The organism is Paraburkholderia sp. SUR17, from assembly GCF_029536165.1.
GTDB classification, from domain to species: domain Bacteria; phylum Pseudomonadota; class Gammaproteobacteria; order Burkholderiales; family Burkholderiaceae; genus Paraburkholderia; species Paraburkholderia kururiensis.
Genome location: NZ_CP120509.1, coordinates 1,934,715 through 1,955,499, shown reverse-complemented (window position 1 = coordinate 1,955,499; position 20,785 = coordinate 1,934,715). Strand labels below are relative to the sequence as shown.

Below are 20,785 nucleotides of genomic sequence, written 5' to 3'. Positions count from 1 at the left end.
GGCAGTATCGTGCAGCGCCGCACATTGCGCATAGGAACGGACATGAAATCCGGTGCCGCGCACGAGTGTGTTGTGGTCGCGCGACTGCTGTGAAGCGGTGTTTGTCCGTATTTCCCGAAGTCTGAAAGGGCGAGCTAGACTGTTAAAAAGTTGGGTTTGAAATGTGCAGTCTGGAAGTGCAGTGCAGCGATCTGGCCAACGCCAGGGAGAAGCCGCCATGAATCGGCCGCTGGTTCGATTTCCCGTTCGCGTCGCGAGCGCGGTATCCATCTGGAGATGGATCAAGTGGGGGCTTGTCGCCGCGATTCTCGTCGCCGCGGTCATTGCCGGTCGCATCATCCAGATCGAGATCGAAACCTCGCGGCTGCAGGCGCACTATCTTTCCGAGCTGACCCGCGACGTGGGCTTCACGGTGGGCTCCGGTCCGAGCGACAGCATTCGTTTTCCTTCACACGGTCCCTACGACGAACGCCTCGGCTACGCGCGCATTCCTGCGTTCGAAGCGCGGCTCAAGGCGCACGGTTTTGCCATCGTGGCGCAGGCGCGCGATTCCGAACGCATGGCCGACCTCGCGGACCGCGGGCTCTTCCTGCCCTATCAGGAGAAAGACGACGCCGGCCTCGTGCTGCGCGATTCGAGCGGCGAGTCGCTGTTTTCGGCGCGCTACCCGATGCGCGTCTACGAGCGCTTCGACGACGTGCCGCCGCTCGTCGCCAACTCGCTGCTGTTCATCGAAGACCGCTACCTGCTCGCGGCGGACCAGCCGAACCGCAATCCCGCCATCGACTGGGGGCGCTTCAGCCGTGCCCTCTTCGACCAGGGTGCGCGCTTTTTCAACCGGCGCCAGCCGACGCCCGGCGGCAGCACGCTCGCCACGCAGATCGAGAAGTTCCGGCACTCGCCCGAGGGCCGCACCGCGACGCCGCCCGAAAAGCTACGGCAGATCGCGTCGGCTTCGGTGCGTGCTTATCTGGACGGTCCGCAGACTATGCCGGCGCGCCGGCAGATCGTGGTCCATTACCTCAACTCGGTGCCGCTGGCGGCGAAGGCCGGTGTGGGCGAGATCAACGGCATCGGCGATGGCCTTGCGGCCTGGTACGGCCGCGACTTCGACGACGTGAACCGCATTCTGCGCGCACCGCAATCGGGCGCGACGCTCGACGAGCAGGCCCTCGCGTTTCGTCAGGTGCTGTCGCTCCTGATCGCGCAGCGCTCGCCGTCGCGCTTCCTCCTGCACGGCAACGCGGATCTGGAACGGCTCACGGACAGCTATCTGCGTCTGCTCGCGAGCGGCGGCGTGATTACGCCCGCGCTGCGCGACGCGGCACTGGCGGCGCATCTACAGCTGAGCACCGCGCGGCCCGCGCATACCGCACAGTCGTTCGTCGCGCGCAAGGCCGTGAACGCGGTGCGCACGTACTTGATGACCACGCTTGGTGTGAGCAACGTCTACGATCTCGACCGGCTCGACCTGACCGCCACCTCCACGCTCGACAACGCCGTTCAGCGCGCCGTGAGCGATCGCCTCGCGCAGGCCGCCACGCGCGACGGCGCGAACGCCGCGGGCCTCGTGGGCTTCGAGATGCTGACGCCGCGCGACGACCCCTCGAAGATCGCCTACAGCTTCACGCTGTTCGAAAAGCGCGGCGACTCCAACGTGGTGCGCGTGCAGACCGACAGCGTGAACCAGCCGTTCGACATCAATCAGGGCGCGCGCCTGAACCTCGGTTCCACGGCGAAGTTGCGCACGGTTGTGACGTACCTGCAGATCGTGAGCGATTTGCACGCGCGCTATGGCGCGATGACGCCCGCGCAACTGAAGCAGGTGAAGCCCGATCCGTCCGACGCACTGACACGCTGGGCCGTGGACTACCTCCAGCACACGCCGGACCATTCGCTGCGCGCCATGCTGGACGCCGCGGTGGAGCGCAAATACTCGGCGAACCCCGGCGAAACCTTCTACACGGGCGGCGGCGCGCAGAGCTTCAACAACTTCGAGTCCAGCGACAACAGCCGCATCCTCACGGTCCACAAGGCGTTTCAGCACTCGGTGAACCTGGTGTTCGTGCGGCTCATGCGCGACATCGTCCACTACGAGATGATCCAGACCTCGGGGCCGCCGTCGCAATGGCTCGACGACCCTGCCGTGCGCCGCTCGTACCTCACGCGCTTCGCCGATCAGGAAAGCCGCGTGTACCTGAAGCGCTTCTACCTGAAGTACCACGGCAAGTCCGCCAGCGACTCGCTCGCCACGTTGCTGCACGACGTGCGCAAGTCGCCGCCGAAGGTGGCCACCGTGCTGCGCAGCGTGGCGCCTGACCAGCCGCCGGTCTGGTTCAACGCGCAGATGCGGGCGGCCCTGAAGGGCACGCCGGGCCAGTGGCTTACCGACGACGACCTCGCGAACCTCTACACGAAGTACGGCGTGGACCGCTTCAACCTGAACGACCGGGGCTACATCGCGCGCGTGCATCCGCTCGAACTGTGGAGCGTGGACTACCTGCGCACGCACCCGGACGCAACGCTTGCGCAGGCCCAGGATGCCAGCGCCCAGGTGCGCGCCTACACGTACTCGTGGCTCTTCAAGACGCGCTATCACGGCACGCAGGACCGGCGCATCCGCCGCATGGTGGAAGAACGCGCCTACGAGGCGATCGGCCAGTCGTGGCAGGCGCTCGGCTATCCGTTCGCGTCGATCACGCCTTCGTATGGCACGGCGATCGGCGCATCGGGCGACCGGCCCGCCGCGCTCGCGCAACTCATCGGGCTCATTGCGAACGGCGGCAACAAGCTGCCGACGCACAGCATCGAGTCGCTCGAATTCGCGCAGGGCACGCCCTACGAAACGCGCTTCGCGAGAACGGCGACGCCGCCGCAACCGTTGATCTCGCCGGAGATCTCGGCGGTCGTGCATGGCTTGCTGGGCGACGTGGTGCAAGGCGGGACGGCGCGCCGGCTGGCCGAGGGCATGACGTTCCCCGACGGCCGCACGCTACCGGTGTACGGCAAGACCGGCACGGGCGACCAGCGCTTCAATGTCTATGCGCGCGGGGCACGGCTCATCGAGTCGCGCAAGGTGAACCGTTCCGCAACGTTCGTGTTCGCGATGGGCGACCGCTTTTACGGCACGCTCACGGCCTGGGTGCACGAGCCGTATGCCAGCCGCTACTCGTTCACGAGCGCGCTGGCGGTGCAGTTGCTGAAGTCGCTGGCGCCGGCGTTGCAGCCGCTCGTGGATGCGCCGGCGAAGGCGGCGGGGAGTACGCAGGTGGCGAATGCAGCTGGGCAGAGTGAGCCGCTGCCGGGCGTGCCAGGCGATGCCGCAACGCTGCAACGTGTGGCGGCACCGGCCAATGCAGCGCAGCGGTAGCGCGGCGTCGCAGTCTCGCAGTTTGCATCGCAGCGCTGATCGAAGCGAGGCTTGAAGAGGCTAAAGAGGCTAAAGAGGCTAAAGAGGCTAAAGAGGCTAACGCCGAGGCATCTGGCACAAACGCCACATGCCTCGCGCCGCCGCCGTCAGTAGTCCGGCTGCGTAGCGGGCTTGAGAAACAGCTCGTGCGTGGGCGCGAAATGCGCGTAGAGCGGCAGAATCGCGCCGCCCATCGCACGCGCGTCGGCGCCGATGGTGCCTTCCAGCAGTTGCGGGCGCACCATGCCTTCCCATTCGAAACGGTCTAGCACGCGCTCGGTGCGGCGGATGATCTCGCGCAGCAGTTGCCGGTCGAGTTCGCCGTCTATCACCACGGCTTCCAGATCGAGCAGCGCCGCCGCGTTCGTGAGCGTCGCCGCGATGGCGGGGCAGGCGGTGTCGAGCCATTGTTCCGTCAGGCGCCACAACTCCGCGGATAACGCGCGGTGGTCGTGCGCGGCCGTGGGCGGCGCGCCTGCCGCAGCGAACAGACGTTCCAGTACGAAGCCCGAGGCGGCATGCAGCAATTGCCGGGCAGGATCGGCCGTTGCGTCCTGTGGGCCCGTTGCGCTGCCGGCCAGCGGAATCGAGCCCACCGCGCCCGCGTTGCCGTGCGGACCGCCGTGCAGGCGCCCGTCGATCACGAGCCCGCCGCCGATAAACGTGCCGACGAACAGATACAGGAAGTGATTGATGCCGCGCCCCTGGCCCATCACGAGTTCGGCGGCGCAGGCGGCCGTGGTGTCTTTTGCGAACTCGACGGGCAGGCCCGTCATGGTTTCGATGCGCGTGCGAATGTCGATATCGTTCCATGCCGCGAGCGCTTCGGGCGGCGCGCCGAGAAAGTCGCGCCAGCCGCCCAGCCACAGCGGCGCCGCCACGCCCACGCCCACAATCTTCTTCGCGTGCGCGCCCAGTTGCGCGTTCACGCGCGCGAGCTTGGCTTCGAGCGCCGGAAACAGCATGTGCGGATCCGGGTATTCGTACTCCAGCACGTCGCGTGTGCGCACGTTGCCCATGAAGTCCATGGCGAGCACGTCGAGGCTGCGCCGCCCCACCTTGATGCCGATGGTGAACGCGCCGTCGGGTGCAAGCGCGATAGGCACCGACGGCTGACCGATACGGCCGCGCACGCGCGGCTGCCGTGCAAGCAGGCCGTCGTCGATCAGCCGGTCGACGATCATCGAGACCGTCTGCATGGAAAGCCGCGTGAGCCGGCCCACGTCCGCCTTCGCGAGCGGACCGCGCAGCCGGATGGCCTGCAGCACGATGCGCTCGTTGAACTGCCGCATGCCGACCTGATTCGAGCCGACAGGTTGCCTGCCGGGCTGCATGACCGGTTGCTTGAGCGGGGTACGGTGGCCGTTTTCCATTGCGGGGGAGCGGGCTGGGCGTGCGGGAAATGAGAGCGAAGGGGCTGGCGCGCAAAGACGTTCAGGCAATTGCCTTCACGTCGGCTTCTTTCGCGCCCGTCATGATGGCCACTGCTTCGGACATATGAATGTCCTTCGTTTTCACGAGCGCCGCGCGCCGCCCCAGCCGCTGGATGTGGATGCGGTCGGCCACTTCGAACACGTGCGGCATGTTGTGGCTGATGAGGATCACGGGCAGGCCGCGATCGCGCACGCGCCGGATCAGCTCCAGCACCATGTTGCCTTCCTTCACGCCGAGTGCCGCGGTGGGCTCGTCGAGAATCACGACGTGGCGCGCGAAGGCCGCGCTGCGCGCCACGGCCACGCCCTGGCGCTGGCCGCCCGAGAGCGTTTCCACGGCCTGCTTCATCGAACGGATGCCGATCTGCAGGCCCTTCATGTGCGCCGTGGCTTCTTCGAGCATGCGCCGCTTGTCGATCATCTTGAGCAGCTTGCCGCGCCAGCCCGGCTTCACGAGTTCGCGCGCGAGAAACAGGTTCTCGGCGATGGTCATGGCCGGCGCCACCGCGAGGTCCTGGTAGACGGTTTCGATGCCGTGGTCGCGCGCGTCGAGCGGGCTGCGGAATTTCACGGCGCTGCCGTCCAGCAGGATCTCGCCTTCGTCGGGCACCGTGGCGCCCGAAAGCGCCTTGATGAGCGACGACTTGCCCGCGCCGTTGTCGCCGATCACGGCGAGAATTTCGCCGGGCATCACTTCGAAATCGCAGCCGTCGAGCGCCGTGACCTGGCCGTAGCGCTTCACGAGGCCACGCGCCGCGAGCACGGGCGTGGCGGCCGAAGAGGAGGGGAATGTCGACATCGCTTGCTCCTTGCTTGCGAGACGTAGGCTGAGGCTGAGACCGAGGCTGGACTCGTACCGTCGCGCGTCAGGCGCGGCGATGCGAGAGCTTGTCCGCGGCCACGGCGAGAATCACGAGAATGCCGGTGATCAGCACCTGGTACACCGACGACACGCCGATCAGCGTGAGCCCGTTGCGGAACACGCCCACGATCAGCGCACCCAGCAGCGTGCCGACAATCGTGCCGCGTCCGCCGAAAAGGCTCGTGCCGCCCAGCACCACGGCGGTGATGCTGTCGAGGTTTTCCGTCTGCCCGGCCTGCGGATCGCCCACGCCTGTGCGTGCCACCGAAAGCAGCGCCGCGATGCCGTAGATGGCGCCCGCGAGGCCGTAGACGGTGAGCAGGATGCGTTGCGACGAGAGCCCCATGAGCCGCGCCGCTTCGGCGTTGTTGCCGAGCGCGTAGAGATGCCGGCCCGGCACCGTGTCGCGCAACACGAACCACGTGAAGAGGTACATGAAGAGCGTGAGCACCGTGCCGTACGTCACCTGCGCGTGCCCCAGGCCGAACGTGTTGCCGAAGAACATGATCGCGTTGGGCAGGTTCGACACGCTCTCCGCGTTCGAGTAGATCTGCGTGAGCGCGAACGCGATGTTCAGCGTGCCGAGCGTCACGATGAACGGCGGCAGCTTGATACGCGTGATCAGCACGCCGTTCAAGAGCCCGAACAGCGTGGTGGCCGCGATGCCGCAGGCGATGGCGAGCACCGGCGGCAGGCCGAGTATCACGGCGAAGCGCGTCATCACGATGGAGCCGAACGCCATCACCATGCCGCAGGAAAGATCGATGCCGCCCGTCAGTACGATGAGCGTCTGACCGATCGCGATCACGGCGACCACCATCGTCTGCTGGAGAATCAGCGAAAGATTCTCGAACGAGAGGAAGCGGTTGCTCTGCGAGATAAAGAACGCGCACGCGAGCACGAGCGCGAGGAACGGCCCGACGTCGGCGATGGACGGCAGGTGGTCTGCGAAGTGATGCTGGCGCGGGCTCGGCGCCGGCGCGGTTGGAGTCGGCATGATGCACTCCTCTCAGGCAATGACAGCGGGAAGAACGGAAAGCGACACGGCGCCGGCGCTGCTTACTTGTTGCCCCAGCAGTTCTCCAGCCCGAACTTCGAGTCCTTGCTGTCGACGCCGGACATCGGCTTGTCGGTAATGAGCGTGACGCCCGTGTCGTGATAGCCGCTCGGCTTCTTGCCTGTCTTCGCGTACTCCACGCCCGCGTTCACGCCGAGTTCGGCCATCTTGAGCGGATACTGCTGCGAGGTCGCCGCAATGGCGCCGGCCTGCACGTTGCGCACGCCGTCACAGCCGCCGTCGATCGAGACGATCATCACGCTCTTGTCTTTGCCCGCGGCCTTCAGCGCGCGCCAGGCGCCCGCCGCGGCCGGTTCGTTGATCGTGTAGACGACGTTGATGTCCGGCGACTTCTGCAGGCAGTTCTCCATCGCCGTCTGGCCCTTCGCCTGGTCGCCGCGCGTGTCCTGGCTGCACACGATGGACGCGTCGCCTTCCTTGATGCCGAAGCCCTTCAGAAAGCCGTTGTGGCGCAGCACGCCCACCGAGATGCCGGGCGCGAGGTCGAGCGTCGCGATCTTCGCGGGCTTGCCGGCCATCGCCGCCTTCGCGTATTCGCCGATCAGCACGCCGGCCTTGAAGTTGTCGGTGGCGAAGAGGGCGTCGGTGGCGTCCTGCGGCTCGGTCGGCGTATCGAGCGCGATCACGATGGCTCCTGCCGCGCGCGCCTTCTTGATGCTCGGCACGATGGCCTTGGTGTCGCTCGGCGTGATCAGAATCGCTTTCGCGCCGGCCGTGAGCATGTTCTCGATGGCGGTGACCTGGCTTGCGTTGTCGCCGTCGAACTTGCCCGCCGCCGTGAGCAGCTTCGCGCCGTTCTTCTGCGCGGCGGCCTCGGCACCCTGACGCATCTTCACGAAGAACGGATTGGTGTCCGTTTTCGTGATGAGGCCCACCACGACCTGATCGGCGGCTTGCGCGGACGCCGCGCACCAGATGGCGGAAACGGCGACGCTCAAGGCGGCACACCGGGCGAAGACTCGCCGGCTGACGGGATGCAGATGAAGTCTCATGGAACGCTCCTCCGGTTTCTTGATTGACGGCTGTGGGGTGGCCGGCTGCGTGGCTCGGCTCTGCGGGAGTAAATCAATTGGTTTGATTTAGTACAGCAGTCCCATGCGGCGTCGTCAAGGAACGCTAAACGATGCAAGGCGTCAGGGATCGTTAGAACGAAGGGCGAGAAGCCTTGCGACACAAGGCCTCCGAAATGTCGTGCGTTGCAGCAGGACGAATGCCGGGATTGGGGTAAATCAGGAGGGCCTTGACGGTGCGTGGCCCGCTTTGGAACGGGCGTGCGGGCGAATTGGCGTGCCGTGTTTGTTGTCGGCTTTCGTTGGCTTTGGTTGGCTATCGTTGGCTTTCCTCAGCTTTTATCGGCGGCGGCCGACGCGTCGCGCGACTGCGTCTGCATAGGCCCGAACACGTCGCGCAGATCGACGTTGCCGTGCGAGGGCCGGTCGAGCATCTTCACCTCGACGCTGCGCAGATGGCGCGACATGAGCTCGGCGGCTTCGGCGGCGTGGCCGGCTTCGAGGGCGGCGACGATGGCGGCGTGGTCGTCGAAGGAGCACGGGCTGCGGCCCAGCGATTCGTAGAGTGCCGAGATCAGGGTGGACCGCGCGACGAGGCCATTGAGGCAGTCGCAGAGCACTTCGTTGCCCGTGAGCGTCGCAAGCTCGGTATGGAACTGGCCCGAGAGGCGAATCCATTGTGCGAAGTCGCGGCTCTCGAACGCCTTGCGCTCCTGGCCGATCAGGCTCTTGATCGTCTTGAGATGCCGCGGCATGCCGCGTTCGCCCACCACGCGCTCAATCACGGCCTGCTCGATGATGCGTCGCATCTCGAACACTTCATGCACTTCCTTCAGCGACGGACTCGCCACATAGGCACCGCGGTTCGGCTCCAGATCGACGAGCCGTTCGCTCGCCAGCTGGGCGAGGGCGAGGCGGATGGGCCCGCGCTTCACGCCGAAGATGTCGCACAGTTGCGCTTCGGTGAGCTTGGTGCCTGGCGCCAGGCGGTGTTCGAGAATGGCGGTGCGGATGTGAGCGGCAATCGCATCGGGTTTCAGATTGCCGGTTCCGTTGGTATTCGTTTCTGTCATGGCGGGCAGGGTTCGGATCGCGCTCCATCGTAGCGCGAATACAAAGACTGTCAACAATGTGGGATGCGGCGGAAACGCATCTTCGCGACCAGGATTGTTATCAATATAAAGTGCGAGTCATGCCACGTCGCGGTGCAAATGCACCGGAATAGCGCGGCATTCAGCATTTGTTTACCTTTTGACCCTGCCTTGAGGCGTCGAAATGATTCGATCTGCCAGGAAATTTGTTGACAATCTTTTTGGCCACTTTACGATGGGCCTCCAGCAACTCGGGTAATACGCGTCGGCCGCCGCGTGTGCCCCGCAGTCCATGCTTGCAGTCGTCGTTTGCAGATTGGCAGTGAATGCAGTCGCAGCGCCGCTCTACCTATTTTTCCAACCGGCAGCACCGAAGTACCCCCGCGCTTTCTTCGCCGAAGGCGCGGCGCTGCATCGTCCGTTCGCAGCGCCGCGCAGGGTGGCGGGAGAGTCCATTTCGATCCGGCGCGATCGAGGCCGCCCCTCTACGCAGGCCTCGCAGCGCGCTCCTTTCGACTGGAGGCCGTCATGGCTGATCTCATCAATTCCGCCGCTATTCCGGGGCGGCCTGCGGATGCGCAGGACGACATCGCGGCGCACGCCGGCTACAGCGAGCGCCTGTGCAACGACGACCTCGCGCCGCTCAAGGACCAGCACTGGGGCGCCTACAACATCTTCGCGTTCTGGATGTCCGACGTGCACAGCGTGGGCGGCTACGTGTTCGCAGGCAGCCTCTTCGCGTTGGGACTGGCAAGCTGGCAGGTGCTCGTTTCGCTGATCGTGGGCATTGCGATCGTGAACGTGTTCTGCAACCTCATCGCCAAGTCGAGCCAGAAGCACGGCGTGCCGTATCCCGTGATCTGCCGCGCCACGTTCGGCGTGCTCGGCGCAAACGTGCCCGCAGTGATTCGCGGGCTCATCGCCGTGGCGTGGTATGGCATCCAGACCTACCTCGCGTCGAGCGCGTTCGTGGTGGTCGTGCTGAAGTTCGCGCCTTCGCTCATGCCGTACGCGGACGTGCATCAGCACGGCTGGCTGGGTCTCTCGTACCTGGGCTGGGCCGGCTTCATGGTGCTGTGGCTCTTGCAGGCGCTCGTGTTCTGGAACGGCATGGAGACCATCAAGAAGTTCATCGACTTCGCGGGGCCAGCCGTCTACGTCGTGATGTTCGTGCTTGCCATCTACATGGTGGCGCGTGCGGGCGTCTCGAACATCGGGCTCAACCTGGGCCAGGTGAAATACAGCGGCTGGGACGGGCTGCCCGTCATGATCACCGCGATCTCGCTGGTGGTCTCGTATTTCTCGGGGCCCATGCTCAACTTCGGCGACTTCTCGCGCTACTGCAAGAGCTTCGGCAGCGTGAAGCGCGGCAACTTCTGGGGGTTGCCGGTCAACTTCCTGGCGTTCTCGGTGATCACGGTCATCACGACGTCGGCCACGCTGCCTGTGTTCGGCCAACTTATTACGGATCCCGTAGAAACGGTGAGCCGCATCGATCAGCCGTTCGCGGTGGTGCTCGGCGCGCTGACCTTCATGGTGGCCACCATCGGCATCAACATCGTTGCGAACTTCGTTTCGCCCGCGTTCGATTTTTCCAACGTTGCGCCCAGCCGCATCAGCTGGCGCGCGGGTGGCATGCTGGCGGCCGTGGCGTCGGTGTTCATCACGCCGTGGAACCTGTTCAACAATCCCGAAGTGATCCACTACACGCTCGACGTGCTGGGCGGTTTCATCGGGCCGCTGTATGGCCTGCTGCTGGTGGACTACTTCCTCGTGAAGCGCCAGCAGGTCGTGACGGACGAGCTTTACTCGATGTCCCCGCAAGGCGCCTACTGGTACAGCAACGGCGTGAACTGGCGCGCGGTGGGCGCGTTGCTGCCGGCCGCGGCGATTGCGGTGGCGTGCGCGTTCGTGCCTTCGCTGAAGGCGTTCGCGAACTTCTCGTGGTTTATCGGCGTGGCGTTGGGTGGGGTGTTCTACTGGGTGCTGGCGCGCCGTTGATGTTTGCGTGCGGCCGCGCGATTGCTCTCGCGGCCCGCGCGCATGAAAGCTTCCGCGCTGCGCCCCGTTTCGTGATGAGACGCGGGCGCAGCGCGCTTCGCGTCTACTTCGCGAACAGCGACGCCTTATCCGCGAACGCCTTGATTTCCAGTGCGTTGCCCGACGGATCGAGAAAGAACATCGTCGCCTGTTCGCCCACTTCGCCCTTGAAGCGGATATGCGGCTCGATGATGAAGTCGATGCCCGCCGCCGTCAGCTTTGCCGAAATCTGTTCCCACTCGGGCATGGAAAGCACGACGCCGAAATGGCGGACGGGCACGGCATCGCCGTCCACGGCGCTTGTCTTGCGATGCCCGACTTCCTCGGGCGCGAGGTGCGCAACGATCTGGTGGCCGTAGAAATTGAAGTCCACCCAGGCGTCCGAGCTGCGTCCTTCGGGGCAGCCCAGCAGCGCGCCGTAGAACTCGCGCGCGGCGGCGATGCTGTGAACAGGGAAGGCGAGGTGGAACGGCGGAATGGAGGTGGATGCGGCGTTGGAAGCGGCGGCAGTCTGGCTCATGGCGATGGGCGGCTGTGCGATGTGACCGGTTAGAAAACGCCCAGTCTACTCATGACGGAAATTGGCGAGAAACGATATATTTTCGTGCTCAGCACAAAATTTATCGATGAATTGCCATGCTTCGCGAACTCAAGACTTTTCTCGCCGTGGCCGAGCACGGCACGTTTTCTGCGGCCGGCGCGCGCATCGGGCTCACGCAGTCCGCGGTGAGTGCGCAGATGCAGCGGCTCGAAGAGGAACTCGGCGTCGCGCTGTTCGATCGCACGGGACGTTCGGCGCGGCTCTCGCCCGCAGGTCGCGAGACGCTCGCGCTAGCCGGCGAATTGATGACGCTCTACGCGCGCCTCGGCAAGCGTGGGGCGGCCGCGCAGAAGACCGGCGTGCTGCGCGTGGGCGCAATCGCTTCGGCGCAGACGTCGTTTCTCGTCGGCGCCATCCATGCCTTTTGCGGCCAGTGGCCGGGCTGGCGCATTCGCGTGGTGCCGGGCGTGTCGCTGAATCTGCTTGGGCAGGTGGACGCGGGCGAGATCGACGCCGCCGTCATCATTCGCCCGCCGTTTGCGCTGCCTTCCGAACTCGAGTGGCGCACGCTCGCGGTCGAACCGTTCGTGCTGCTCGTGCCCGATGCGCTTGCCGCCACGGACTGGCGCACCGTGCTCAAGACAGCGCCGTTCGTGCGTTACGACCGCAGTTCGTTCGGCGGGCGCGTGGTGGACCGCTTTCTACGCCGTACGCGGATCACGGTTCGCGACGTGGTGGAACTCGATGAACTCGACGCCATCGTGCAGGTGGTGGCGCATGGCGTGGGTTGCGCGCTGGTACCGAAGACGTTGGGGCTCACGGCATGGCCGCCGGGCGTGACGGCCCTCGATGTTGGCGACCCGTCGTTCTGCCGTGAGATCGGCCTGGTAGAGCGGGCGCCGCACAGCCGCAGCGAGGCCGCGCATGCATTTGCCGATGCGGTGAGCCTTGCGGCACAGTCGTGGCCGGCGCGGGCGGCGAGACTGGAGAAACCGGGCAGGGCGAAGAAGACGGCGCAGCCGCAGCCGCTGCCACGTGGGGTGAAGCCCCAACCCGCAGCCACACCGCGCGCCGCAAAGGCGCGGGGAGCACGCTAATCCCGCGCGCCCGCGGCGGACCTTTCTCTTACGCTTCGAGCGCCAGCGTCGCAAACGTGGCGAGCCAGTGCTCGCCCATGTAGTCGCCGGCCACGTGATCCAGTGCGGTCGCCAGATGCGTTTGTGCGGCGTCGAGCAGCACCGGCACGCGCGGGTCGGCGGGCGGCAGCACGCGCGCGAGCGACCGTTGGCACCAGGCGCGGCTCAGGTTGAGGCCATCGAGATGCGCAATCTTGCCGTCGCTGCGGTCCGTGACCGTCGCGGGCGTAAAGAGCGTGGCAGGCTCGCGTGCGTCGAGCTCAGGCAGGAAGCGTGTAAGCCACGACTCGAATTCGCGCGGCGTCAGTACGCGGCTCATCAACTCCGCTTCCATCAGCGCGGGCGAGAGGAACTCGTCGCCGGAGGGCTCCCATGCCTGGCACGCCGCGTCGTTCAGGTACCAGCGCCTCGCCGTCTCTTCGATCAGCGCGGCCAGCGAATCGCGCGACGTGCGCCGCGCGAAATCCAGCGCCAGCGCGAGCGCGAACGCCGTATTGAAGTGCGTGCCGACGCGCAGCGGATACGTCGCCTTCGGCAGGAATTCCTCGAAGCGTTCGACGAAGGCCTCCGTGAGCGGCGCGAGCGTCTGCGACCAGCGCGGCGCCTGCGGCACCCTCAATTCCGCGGCTTCGGCCGCGAGCGCCAGCAGCCATGCCCAGCCGTAGGGCCGCTCGAAGCCGCGGTTGTGCGGCAGGTCGAGGTAGGCGCGCTCGCCGGCCACTTTTTCCTCGGTGAAATGCTCATCCACCACGGCGACGATCTGCGGGGCTTCGGGCAGCCCCGGAAAGCGGTCGATCAAGCGCAGCACGAGCCAATAGCCATGCACGCACGAATGCCAGTCGTAGCTGCCGTAGAAGATGGGATGCAGCGCACGCGGCCCTTGCACGTCCTGCGGGCCCGCGAGCGAATGCGTGAGCTTGTTGGGGTACTCGCGCGTGAGGTGCCCGAGCGCGAGCGTGGCGAATTTCGATGCAAGGGCGGAGGTGAGTTGTGCGGACATCGGCGCCTCGTGGGGATTGGGGGATCGTGGGGAGCGGGTACGGGGAAGAGCGGAAGAGCAGCGGCGAATCTTACACGACAGATTATCGATAAATAATCGATAAAGTGAAGCGAGGGGAAACGCGGGTGGCGTGACGAGGCGGCTCGGGTGCTCGTTACCAGGCGCGGTCAGCTTCGCGCCCGGGCTAGCGTGGCCGGCGCCCAGGCACCCCCGGCCACGCTAGCCGCCAGGCGCCGCTACGGCAGACGAGGCGCAATCGGCGCAATCGGCCGCTGGGGCGGCACCCCGTCACCCGCACCGCTCAATCGTCCCGCACCGCTGCCGCGCCGTCGCGTTGAACGCTTGCCCGTCCGGACTGGGCCGCCCGCGCCGCCTCCAGCCGCTTCGCGGCTTCGCCCACCTCCTGGCTGAACTGCACGAGCGCCGCGACTGCCACGTCGGGCGGCTGCAAGGCGGCCCAGAGCACGTCGATGAGCCGCTCGGCGGTGGTTTCGATATCGATGCGGCGGTTCGCCAGCGTGGCGTCCCATAACACATGCTCCATCGGCCCGAACACAAGCGAGCGCAACAGCCGCAGCGGCATGTCGGCGCGCACCTGTCCACCTTGCTGGCCGCGCGCGAGCACGCGCATGAGCGGCGCCGTGTAGCGGCGTTGCAGGTCCGTGAGCGCTTCGGACAGATCGTGGTGGCGTGTGCGGCCTTCGGAGAGCACTAGCGCGCACAGGCCCGTGCCGTTCACGAGCATGAGCCGCAAATGCGTACGCACGATGAACGCAAACTGCTGGCGCACGGTGCCGTCGCGCGGCAGGCCTGTTTCGATGGCGTCGATGATTTCGTCGTACCAGTCGCCGATCACGCGTGCGCATAGCTCCCGCTTGCCGCGAAAGTAGCTGAACACGGTGGCCTCGGAAATGCCGAGCCGCTGCGCGATCTCCGCCGTAGTGGCGCGTTCGTAGCCTTTTTCCGAGAACACGTCGCGCCCGGCCTGAAGAATTTCCTTCACGCGCTGCTGCGACTTGCGTCCGGCAGGCTGCCGGCGCGAAGCGGGCGAGGGCTGGGCGGCTGGGGTGGCGGGCGACATATGAGTAAGGGTCACTTTTAGATAGGCAGTTCAGGCGGATGCGCGCGACTATCTGCGAAGGATAGCCCATGTTACAGGCCTGCAGAGATTGATCAAGAAATCTGAGTCTGGCTCAGAAATACCTATTGACGTATACGTAAATGTGGCGTGAAATTCGCGTTGACCGGCGCGCTCAACGTGCGCCCCAAGCGCCCCATGCGTCTTTACGGCGTCTTTGAGCGCCCTCACAAACACCAGGAGACATCGATGACCAACGTGCCCGGCCTGCAATTCCCGCTCGGTGAAGAAATCGAAATGCTGCGCGACAGCCTGGCCGGCTTCGCGGCGAAAGAGATCGCGCCGCGCGCCGCCGAAATCGATCGCACCGACCAGTTTCCGATGGACCTGTGGCGCAAGTTCGGCGACCTGGGCGTGCTGGGCATGACGGTCTCCGAGGAATACGGCGGCGCGAACATGGGCTACACGGCCCACATGGTCGCGATGGAGGAAATCTCGCGCGCGTCGGCGTCCGTTGGGCTCTCGTACGGCGCGCATTCGAACCTTTGCGTGAACCAGATCCACCGCAACGGCACCGAAGCGCAGAAGCGCAAGTACCTGCCGAAGCTGGTGTCGGGCGAGCACGTCGGCGCGCTCGCCATGAGCGAACCCAACGCGGGCTCCGACGTAGTGAGCATGAAACTGCGTGCCGACCGCAAGGGCGACCGCTACGTGCTGAACGGCACGAAGATGTGGATCACCAACGGCCCGGATTGCGACACGCTCGTGGTCTACGCGAAGACCGACCCCGAAGCGGGCGCGCGCGGCATGACGGCGTTTATCGTCGAGAAGGGCATGAAGGGTTTTTCGGTGGCGCAGAAGCTCGACAAGCTCGGCATGCGCGGTTCGCACACGGGCGAACTCGTGTTCCAGGACGTGGAAGTGCCCGAAGAGAACATCCTCGGCCAGCTCAACGGCGGCGTGAAAGTGCTGATGAGCGGCCTCGACTACGAGCGCGCCGTGCTGGCCGGCGGCCCCATCGGCATCATGGTCGCGGTGATGGACGCCGTGGTGCCCTACATCCACGACCGCAAGCAGTTCGGCCAGTCCATCGGCGAATTCCAGCTCATCCAGGGCAAGGTGGCCGACCTCTACACCACGCTCCAGGCTTGCCGCGCGTATCTCTACGCCGTGGGTCGTCAACTGGACACACTGGGCCGCGAACATGTGCGTCAGGTGCGCAAAGATTGCGCCGGCGTGATTCTCTACACCGCCGAAAAGGCCACGTGGATGGCCGGCGAAGCCATCCAGATTCTGGGCGGCAACGGCTACATCAACGAGTACCCCGTGGGTCGCCTGTGGCGCGACGCGAAGCTCTACGAAATCGGCGCGGGCACGAGCGAGATTCGCCGCATGCTGATTGGCCGCGAGTTGTTCGCGGAAACGATGTAACGCGCTACCGAACAAGGCGCGACCTGACAACAGGCACTCAAACAGCAACCCAGCGGAAAACTCACGCGATGCCGATCATCGAAACGAAGCTCAATCCGCGCTCGGACGACTTCCGGGCCAATGCGGCGGCGCTCGAAGCGCTCGTGGCCGACCTGCGCGAGAAGGTGGGCAAGCTTGCGCTCGGCGGCGGCGAGGCGGCGCGCGACAAGCATGTCTCGCGCGGCAAGCTGCTGCCGCGCGACCGGATCGCGCAACTGCTCGATCCGGGCACGCCGTTTCTCGAACTCTCGCAGCTCGCGGCGTACGGCATGTATCACAACGATGCGCCGGGCGCGGGCATCATCACGGGCATTGGCCGCATCGCGGGCCAGGAATGCGTGATCGTCTGCAACGACGCCACCGTGAAAGGCGGCACCTACTACCCGGTCACGGTGAAGAAGCACGTGCGCGCGCAGGAAATCGCGGCGGAAAACCGGCTGCCGTGCGTCTATCTGGTGGACTCGGGCGGCGCGAATCTGCCGAACCAGGACGAAGTGTTTCCCGACCGCGACCACTTCGGCCGCATCTTCTACAACCAGGCGAACCTCTCGGCCGCGGGCATTCCGCAGATCGCCGTGGTGATGGGCTCGTGCACGGCGGGCGGCGCCTACGTGCCGGCGATGAGCGACGAGTCGATCATCGTGAAGAACCAGGGCACGATTTTTCTGGGCGGCCCGCCGCTCGTGAAGGCCGCGACGGGCGAGGAAGTGAGCGCCGAAGACCTGGGCGGCGGCGACGTGCACACGCGCCTCTCGGGCGTGGCCGACCATCTCGCGCAAAACGACGCGCATGCGCTTGCGATTGCGCGCAGCATCGTCGGCAACCTGAATCGCTCGAAGGCGGCCGGACTCGCCTTGAAGCCACCGGTGCCGCCGCGCTTCGACGCAAAGAGCCTCTACGGCGTGATTCCCGCCGACACGCGCAAGCCCTTCGACGTGCGCGAGGTGATTGCGCGCATCGTGGACGACTCCGCCTTCGACGAATTCAAGGCCCGCTACGGCACCACGCTCGTCACGGGCTTCGCGCACATCTGGGGGCACCCGGTGGGCATCGTCGCGAACAACGGCATCCTCTTTTCCGAGTCGGCGCTGAAGGGCGCGCATTTCATCGAGCTGTGCTGCCAGCGCAAGATTCCGCTCGTGTTCCTGCAGAACATCACGGGCTTCATGGTGGGCCGCAAGTACGAGAACGAAGGCATTGCGCGCAACGGCGCCAAGATGGTGACGGCCGTGGCCACGGCGAAGGTGCCGAAGTTCACGGTGATCATCGGCGGCTCGTTCGGCGCGGGCAATTACGGCATGTGCGGACGCGCTTACTCGCCGCGCTTTCTCTGGATGTGGCCCAACGCGCGCATCTCCGTGATGGGCGGCGAGCAGGCCGCGTCGGTGCTCGCCACGGTGAAGCGCGACGGCATCGAGGCGAAGGGCGGCGCATGGTCCGCGGAAGAGGAAGAAGCGTTCAAGCAGCCCATTCGCGATCAATACGAGCGCCAGGGGCACCCGTACTACGCGAGCGCGCGCCTCTGGGACGATGGCGTGATCGATCCGGCGCAAACGCGCGACGTGCTGGGTCTCGGCCTTGCCGCCGCGATGAACGCGCCCGTGGAAGAGACGCGCTTCGGCGTCTTCCGCATGTGATGGCGCATGTAATGGCGCATGTGACGACCGATCTGACGGAGAAGCGGCGATGCAATACGAAACTCTCGGCGTAACGTTCGCGGGCCACGTGGCGACGGTCACGCTGAATCGCCCCGACGTGCGCAACGCGTTCAACGAGAAGATGATCGCGGAACTCACGGCCGTGTTCGGGCTGCTCGACACGCGCGACGACGTGCGCGCCGTCGTGCTCGCGGCCAACGGCAAGGCGTTCTGCGCGGGCGCGGACCTCAACTGGATGAAGAAGATGGCCGGCTTTTCCGACGAGGAAAACCGTGCGGACGCACTGCGCCTCGCGCACATGCTGGCGGCCATCTACCGCTGCCGCAAGCCCGTGATCGCGCGCGTGAACGGCGACGCCTACGCGGGCGGCATGGGGCTGATCGCGGCATGCGACATTGTCGTGGCCGTGGAAACGGCGCGCTTCTGTCTCTCCGAAGCACGGCTCGGGCTCATTCCGGCCACGATCGCGCCGTACGTGATCCGCGCGCTCGGCGAACAGGCCGCGCGCCGCTACTTCACCACGGCCGAGGCGTTCGACTGCGCGACAGCGCTGCGCCTCGGTTTCGTCAGCGAAGCGGTGCCCGAAGACCAGCTCGACGCCACAGTCCAGCAGATTGCCGATTCGCTCGCCACCAACAGCCCGAACGCGGTGCGCGAATGCAAGCGGCTCGTGCAGGACATGGCGGGCCGCACGATCGACGAAGCGCTGATCGAAGACACGGCCGCGCGCATCGCATGCATTCGCGCAAGCGAAGAGGGCCGTGAAGGCGTGGCGTCGTTTCTCGAAAAGCGCACGCCGGCGTGGCGCGCGGGGTAAGAACCGCCAGACCTTTCATGGCGCAGCGAAATCACTGAACCCACACGGCGCGGGCGCCACGCGAACCCCACGTCGAAACCTCACAACAACACCAGGCAGCACGACCCTGCTCCAGCGAGACAGCTCATGTTCAACAAGATCCTGATAGCGAACCGCGGCGAGATTGCCTGCCGCGTCGCCGCCACGTGCAGGCGGCTCGGCATCGCCACCGTCGCCGTGTATTCGGATGCCGATGCCGGCGCAAAACACGTGGCCGCCTGCGACGAGGCGGTGCATATCGGCGGGTCGGCTGCGGCCGAAAGCTATCTGCGCATCGAACGCATCATCGAGGCCGCGCGCGCCACGGGCGCCGAGGCGATTCATCCGGGCTACGGCTTTCTCTCCGAGAACGAGGACTTCGCGAGCGCCTGCGAGCGGGTAGGCCTCGTCTTCATCGGGCCGCCGGTGGAAGCCATTGCCGCGATGGGATCGAAGGCGGCGGCCAAGGCGCTCATGCATGCGGCGGACGTGCCGCTCGTGCCGGGCTATCACGGTGATGACCAGGACGCGGCGCTGCTGCAGCGCGAAGCGGACCAGATCGGCTACCCCGTGCTGCTGAAGGCCAGCGCGGGCGGCGGCGGCAAGGGCATGCGCGTGGTCGAGCGGCACGAGGACTTCGCGGCGGCGCTCGCGTCGTGCAAGCGCGAGGCGGCGGCCAGCTTCGGCAACGACCGCGTGCTGATCGAAAAGTATCTGACGCGTCCGCGTCACGTCGAAGTGCAGGTCTTCGCAGACCGCCACGGCCACACCGTCTACCTGTTCGACCGCGACTGCTCGGTGCAGCGGCGCCACCAGAAGGTGCTCGAAGAAGCGCCCGCGCCGGGGCTTGCCGCCGACGTGCGCCGTGCCATGGGCGAAGCGGCGGTGGCCGCGGCGCGCGCGGTGGGCTACGTGGGCGCGGGCACGGTCGAGTTCATCATGACCGGCAGCGGCGCGTTCTATTTCATGGAAATGAACACGCGCCTTCAGGTGGAACACCCCGTCACGGAAATGGTGACGGGCCTCGACCTCGTGGAGTGGCAATTGCGCGTGGCGGCCGACGAGCCGCTGCCGCTGCGCCAGGACGCACTGACGTGCACGGGCCACGCCATCGAGGCACGCATCTACGCTGAGCATCCGGCGCGTGGTTTTCTGCCGTCCACGGGCACGCTCAAGCATTTGCGCATGCCGCAGGGCGCGGCGTTCGCACTGGGCACGGCGGGTGAGCGCGCGGCGGTGCGCATCGACAGCGGCATTCGCGAAGGCGACACCATCACGCCGTTCTACGACCCGATGATCGCAAAGCTGATCGTCTACGGCGCCACGCGCGACGAGGCGCTGGCGCGTATGAAACGCGCGCTCGAAGCGTGCGAGGTGGTGGGGCCGCATACCAACGTCGAGTTCCTGCAGCGCCTCGTCACGAGCCATCCGTTCATGACGGGCGAACTCGATACGGGCCTGATCGAACGCCATGCCGATTCGCTGTTCGGCGTGCACGAGAAGCCCGTGCGCGAAGCACTGGCGCTGGCCTGCGCGGCGTTGCTCTCGCGCGAAGGCGGCATGCCGCAGGGCGGCTCGCCGTGGGACGCGCTGTCGCACTGGCGGGTCAACGGCGCTTACACGCAAAAGCTCGCGTGGCGCGATCCCGAATCGGAGGCGGCGTTCGACGTCGTCTTCTCGCGCGACGGCGACACGCAGACGCTGCATGACGGCGGCAAGAGCGAGCCGTACCGCTGGTGGCGCGGCGAGGGCGCGCACGAGTACGGCGCGACCATCGGCGACGGCGTGGCCGAAAGCCGTACGACGGGCCGCGTTTTCGCCGACGGCGACGTCTTCCACGTCTTCTGCAACGGCGCGGCGCTCGCATTCGAGTGGCAGAACCTGCTCGCGCACGCGGCGGACGCCGAGCACGGCGAAGGGCGCCTGACCGCGCCGATGCCGGGCAAGGTGATCGCGGTGCTCGTGGAGCCCGGCGCGATAGTGGAGAAGGGCGCGCCGCTTATCGTGATGGAAGCGATGAAGATGGAGCACACCATCGGCGCGCCGGCTGCCGGCAAGGTCACTGAGGTGCTCTACGGTGTGGGCGATCAGGTGGCCGACGGAGCGCAGTTGCTGGTGATGGAAGCGCAGTGAACCGGACGCAG

At 66.1% G+C, this 20,785-nt stretch carries 15 protein-coding genes; 7 read left to right on the top strand and 8 right to left on the bottom strand.

Annotated features, from left to right (window positions below; all coding sequences use genetic code 11):
- Positions 1-217: 217 nt before the first annotated feature.
- Positions 218-3,370, top strand: a complete 3,153-nt coding sequence (locus P2869_RS26045) for a transglycosylase domain-containing protein (RefSeq protein WP_277598388.1) — start codon at positions 218-220, stop codon at positions 3,368-3,370.
- 146 nt (positions 3,371-3,516) lie between these two features.
- On the opposite strand, the gene P2869_RS26040 is transcribed toward P2869_RS26045, so the two are convergent.
- The 5 genes from P2869_RS26040 to P2869_RS26020 all read right to left on the bottom strand — a co-directional run bounded on the left by P2869_RS26040 (position 3,517) and on the right by P2869_RS26020 (position 8,865).
- Entirely contained in the window at positions 3,517-4,782 is a 1,266-nt protein-coding gene (locus tag P2869_RS26040; RefSeq protein WP_277598387.1) for an ROK family transcriptional regulator, read from the bottom strand.
- Between the two features lie 61 nt (positions 4,783-4,843).
- Entirely contained in the window at positions 4,844-5,641 is a 798-nt protein-coding gene (locus P2869_RS26035) for an ATP-binding cassette domain-containing protein (RefSeq protein ID WP_017775451.1), read from the bottom strand.
- A gap of 67 nt (positions 5,642-5,708) precedes the next feature.
- A complete protein-coding gene (locus tag P2869_RS26030; protein ID WP_017775452.1) occupies positions 5,709-6,701 on the bottom strand; it encodes an ABC transporter permease in 993 nt (330 codons plus the stop codon).
- 62 nt (positions 6,702-6,763) lie between these two features.
- Entirely contained in the window at positions 6,764-7,774 is a 1,011-nt protein-coding gene (locus P2869_RS26025; protein ID WP_277598386.1) for a sugar ABC transporter substrate-binding protein, read from the bottom strand.
- A 350-nt stretch (positions 7,775-8,124) separates the two neighbouring features.
- A complete protein-coding gene (locus P2869_RS26020; protein WP_277598385.1) occupies positions 8,125-8,865 on the bottom strand; it encodes a GntR family transcriptional regulator in 741 nt (246 codons plus the stop codon).
- A 546-nt stretch (positions 8,866-9,411) separates the two neighbouring features.
- Here P2869_RS26020 and P2869_RS26015 point away from each other — a divergent pair.
- A complete protein-coding gene (locus tag P2869_RS26015; protein WP_199542457.1) occupies positions 9,412-10,884 on the top strand; it encodes an NCS1 family nucleobase:cation symporter-1 in 1,473 nt (490 codons plus the stop codon).
- 103 nt (positions 10,885-10,987) lie between these two features.
- Here the strand turns inward: P2869_RS26015 and P2869_RS26010 are convergent, their stop codons facing one another.
- The gene (locus P2869_RS26010) at positions 10,988-11,443 is read right to left on the bottom strand and encodes a VOC family protein (RefSeq protein WP_277598384.1); all 456 of its coding nucleotides are present in this window, start codon (positions 11,441-11,443) and stop codon (positions 10,988-10,990) included.
- Positions 11,444-11,559: 116 nt separating this feature from the next.
- Between P2869_RS26010 and P2869_RS26005 the strand changes: the two genes are divergently transcribed.
- Positions 11,560-12,561 carry a LysR family transcriptional regulator gene (locus P2869_RS26005; RefSeq protein ID WP_277598383.1) on the top strand — a complete coding sequence of 334 codons (1,002 nt, stop codon included), beginning with the start codon at positions 11,560-11,562 and terminating at the stop codon, positions 12,559-12,561.
- A gap of 28 nt (positions 12,562-12,589) precedes the next feature.
- Here P2869_RS26005 and P2869_RS26000 read toward each other — a convergent pair whose 3' ends face one another.
- Positions 12,590-13,600, bottom strand: a complete 1,011-nt coding sequence (locus P2869_RS26000) for a DUF2891 domain-containing protein (protein WP_277598382.1) — start codon at positions 13,598-13,600, stop codon at positions 12,590-12,592.
- 301 nt (positions 13,601-13,901) lie between these two features.
- Positions 13,902-14,681, bottom strand: a complete 780-nt coding sequence (locus tag P2869_RS25995; RefSeq protein ID WP_277598381.1) for a TetR/AcrR family transcriptional regulator — start codon at positions 14,679-14,681, stop codon at positions 13,902-13,904.
- A 246-nt stretch (positions 14,682-14,927) separates the two neighbouring features.
- Here P2869_RS25995 and P2869_RS25990 point away from each other — a divergent pair, with 246 nt between their 5' ends.
- The 4 genes from P2869_RS25990 (at position 14,928) to P2869_RS25975 (ending at position 20,774) form a co-directional block, all read left to right on the top strand.
- Complete coding sequence (locus tag P2869_RS25990; protein ID WP_042303590.1) at positions 14,928-16,109, top strand: isovaleryl-CoA dehydrogenase; 1,182 nt, start codon at positions 14,928-14,930, stop codon at positions 16,107-16,109.
- Between the two features lie 68 nt (positions 16,110-16,177).
- Entirely contained in the window at positions 16,178-17,785 is a 1,608-nt protein-coding gene (locus tag P2869_RS25985; protein WP_017775461.1) for a carboxyl transferase domain-containing protein, read from the top strand.
- Between the two features lie 49 nt (positions 17,786-17,834).
- Positions 17,835-18,623: an enoyl-CoA hydratase/isomerase family protein gene (locus P2869_RS25980; RefSeq protein ID WP_277598380.1), complete on the top strand. Its 789-nt coding sequence runs from the start codon at positions 17,835-17,837 to the stop codon at positions 18,621-18,623.
- A 126-nt stretch (positions 18,624-18,749) separates the two neighbouring features.
- On the top strand, positions 18,750-20,774 hold the full coding sequence (locus tag P2869_RS25975; protein ID WP_277598379.1) for an acetyl/propionyl/methylcrotonyl-CoA carboxylase subunit alpha: 2,025 nt from the start codon (positions 18,750-18,752) through the stop codon (positions 20,772-20,774).
- Positions 20,775-20,785: the final 11 nt, after the last annotated feature.

Bases quoted from the DNA above. Each gene is read 5' to 3' on its own strand.
- P2869_RS26045 (WP_277598388.1), top strand. From the start codon at position 218: ATGAATCGGCCGCTGGTTCGATTTCCCGTTCGCGTCGCGAGCGCGGTA.
- P2869_RS26040 (WP_277598387.1), bottom strand. From the start codon at position 4,782: ATGGAAAACGGCCACCGTACCCCGCTCAAGCAACCGGTCATGCAGCCC.
- P2869_RS26035 (WP_017775451.1), bottom strand. From the start codon at position 5,641: ATGTCGACATTCCCCTCCTCTTCGGCCGCCACGCCCGTGCTCGCGGCG.
- P2869_RS26030 (WP_017775452.1), bottom strand. From the start codon at position 6,701: ATGCCGACTCCAACCGCGCCGGCGCCGAGCCCGCGCCAGCATCACTTC.
- P2869_RS26025 (WP_277598386.1), bottom strand. From the start codon at position 7,774: ATGAGACTTCATCTGCATCCCGTCAGCCGGCGAGTCTTCGCCCGGTGT.
- P2869_RS26020 (WP_277598385.1), bottom strand. From the start codon at position 8,865: ATGACAGAAACGAATACCAACGGAACCGGCAATCTGAAACCCGATGCG.
- P2869_RS26015 (WP_199542457.1), top strand. From the start codon at position 9,412: ATGGCTGATCTCATCAATTCCGCCGCTATTCCGGGGCGGCCTGCGGAT.
- P2869_RS26010 (WP_277598384.1), bottom strand. From the start codon at position 11,443: ATGAGCCAGACTGCCGCCGCTTCCAACGCCGCATCCACCTCCATTCCG.
- P2869_RS26005 (WP_277598383.1), top strand. From the start codon at position 11,560: ATGCTTCGCGAACTCAAGACTTTTCTCGCCGTGGCCGAGCACGGCACG.
- P2869_RS26000 (WP_277598382.1), bottom strand. From the start codon at position 13,600: ATGTCCGCACAACTCACCTCCGCCCTTGCATCGAAATTCGCCACGCTC.
- P2869_RS25995 (WP_277598381.1), bottom strand. From the start codon at position 14,681: ATGTCGCCCGCCACCCCAGCCGCCCAGCCCTCGCCCGCTTCGCGCCGG.
- P2869_RS25990 (WP_042303590.1), top strand. From the start codon at position 14,928: ATGACCAACGTGCCCGGCCTGCAATTCCCGCTCGGTGAAGAAATCGAA.
- P2869_RS25985 (WP_017775461.1), top strand. From the start codon at position 16,178: ATGCCGATCATCGAAACGAAGCTCAATCCGCGCTCGGACGACTTCCGG.
- P2869_RS25980 (WP_277598380.1), top strand. From the start codon at position 17,835: ATGCAATACGAAACTCTCGGCGTAACGTTCGCGGGCCACGTGGCGACG.
- P2869_RS25975 (WP_277598379.1), top strand. From the start codon at position 18,750: ATGTTCAACAAGATCCTGATAGCGAACCGCGGCGAGATTGCCTGCCGC.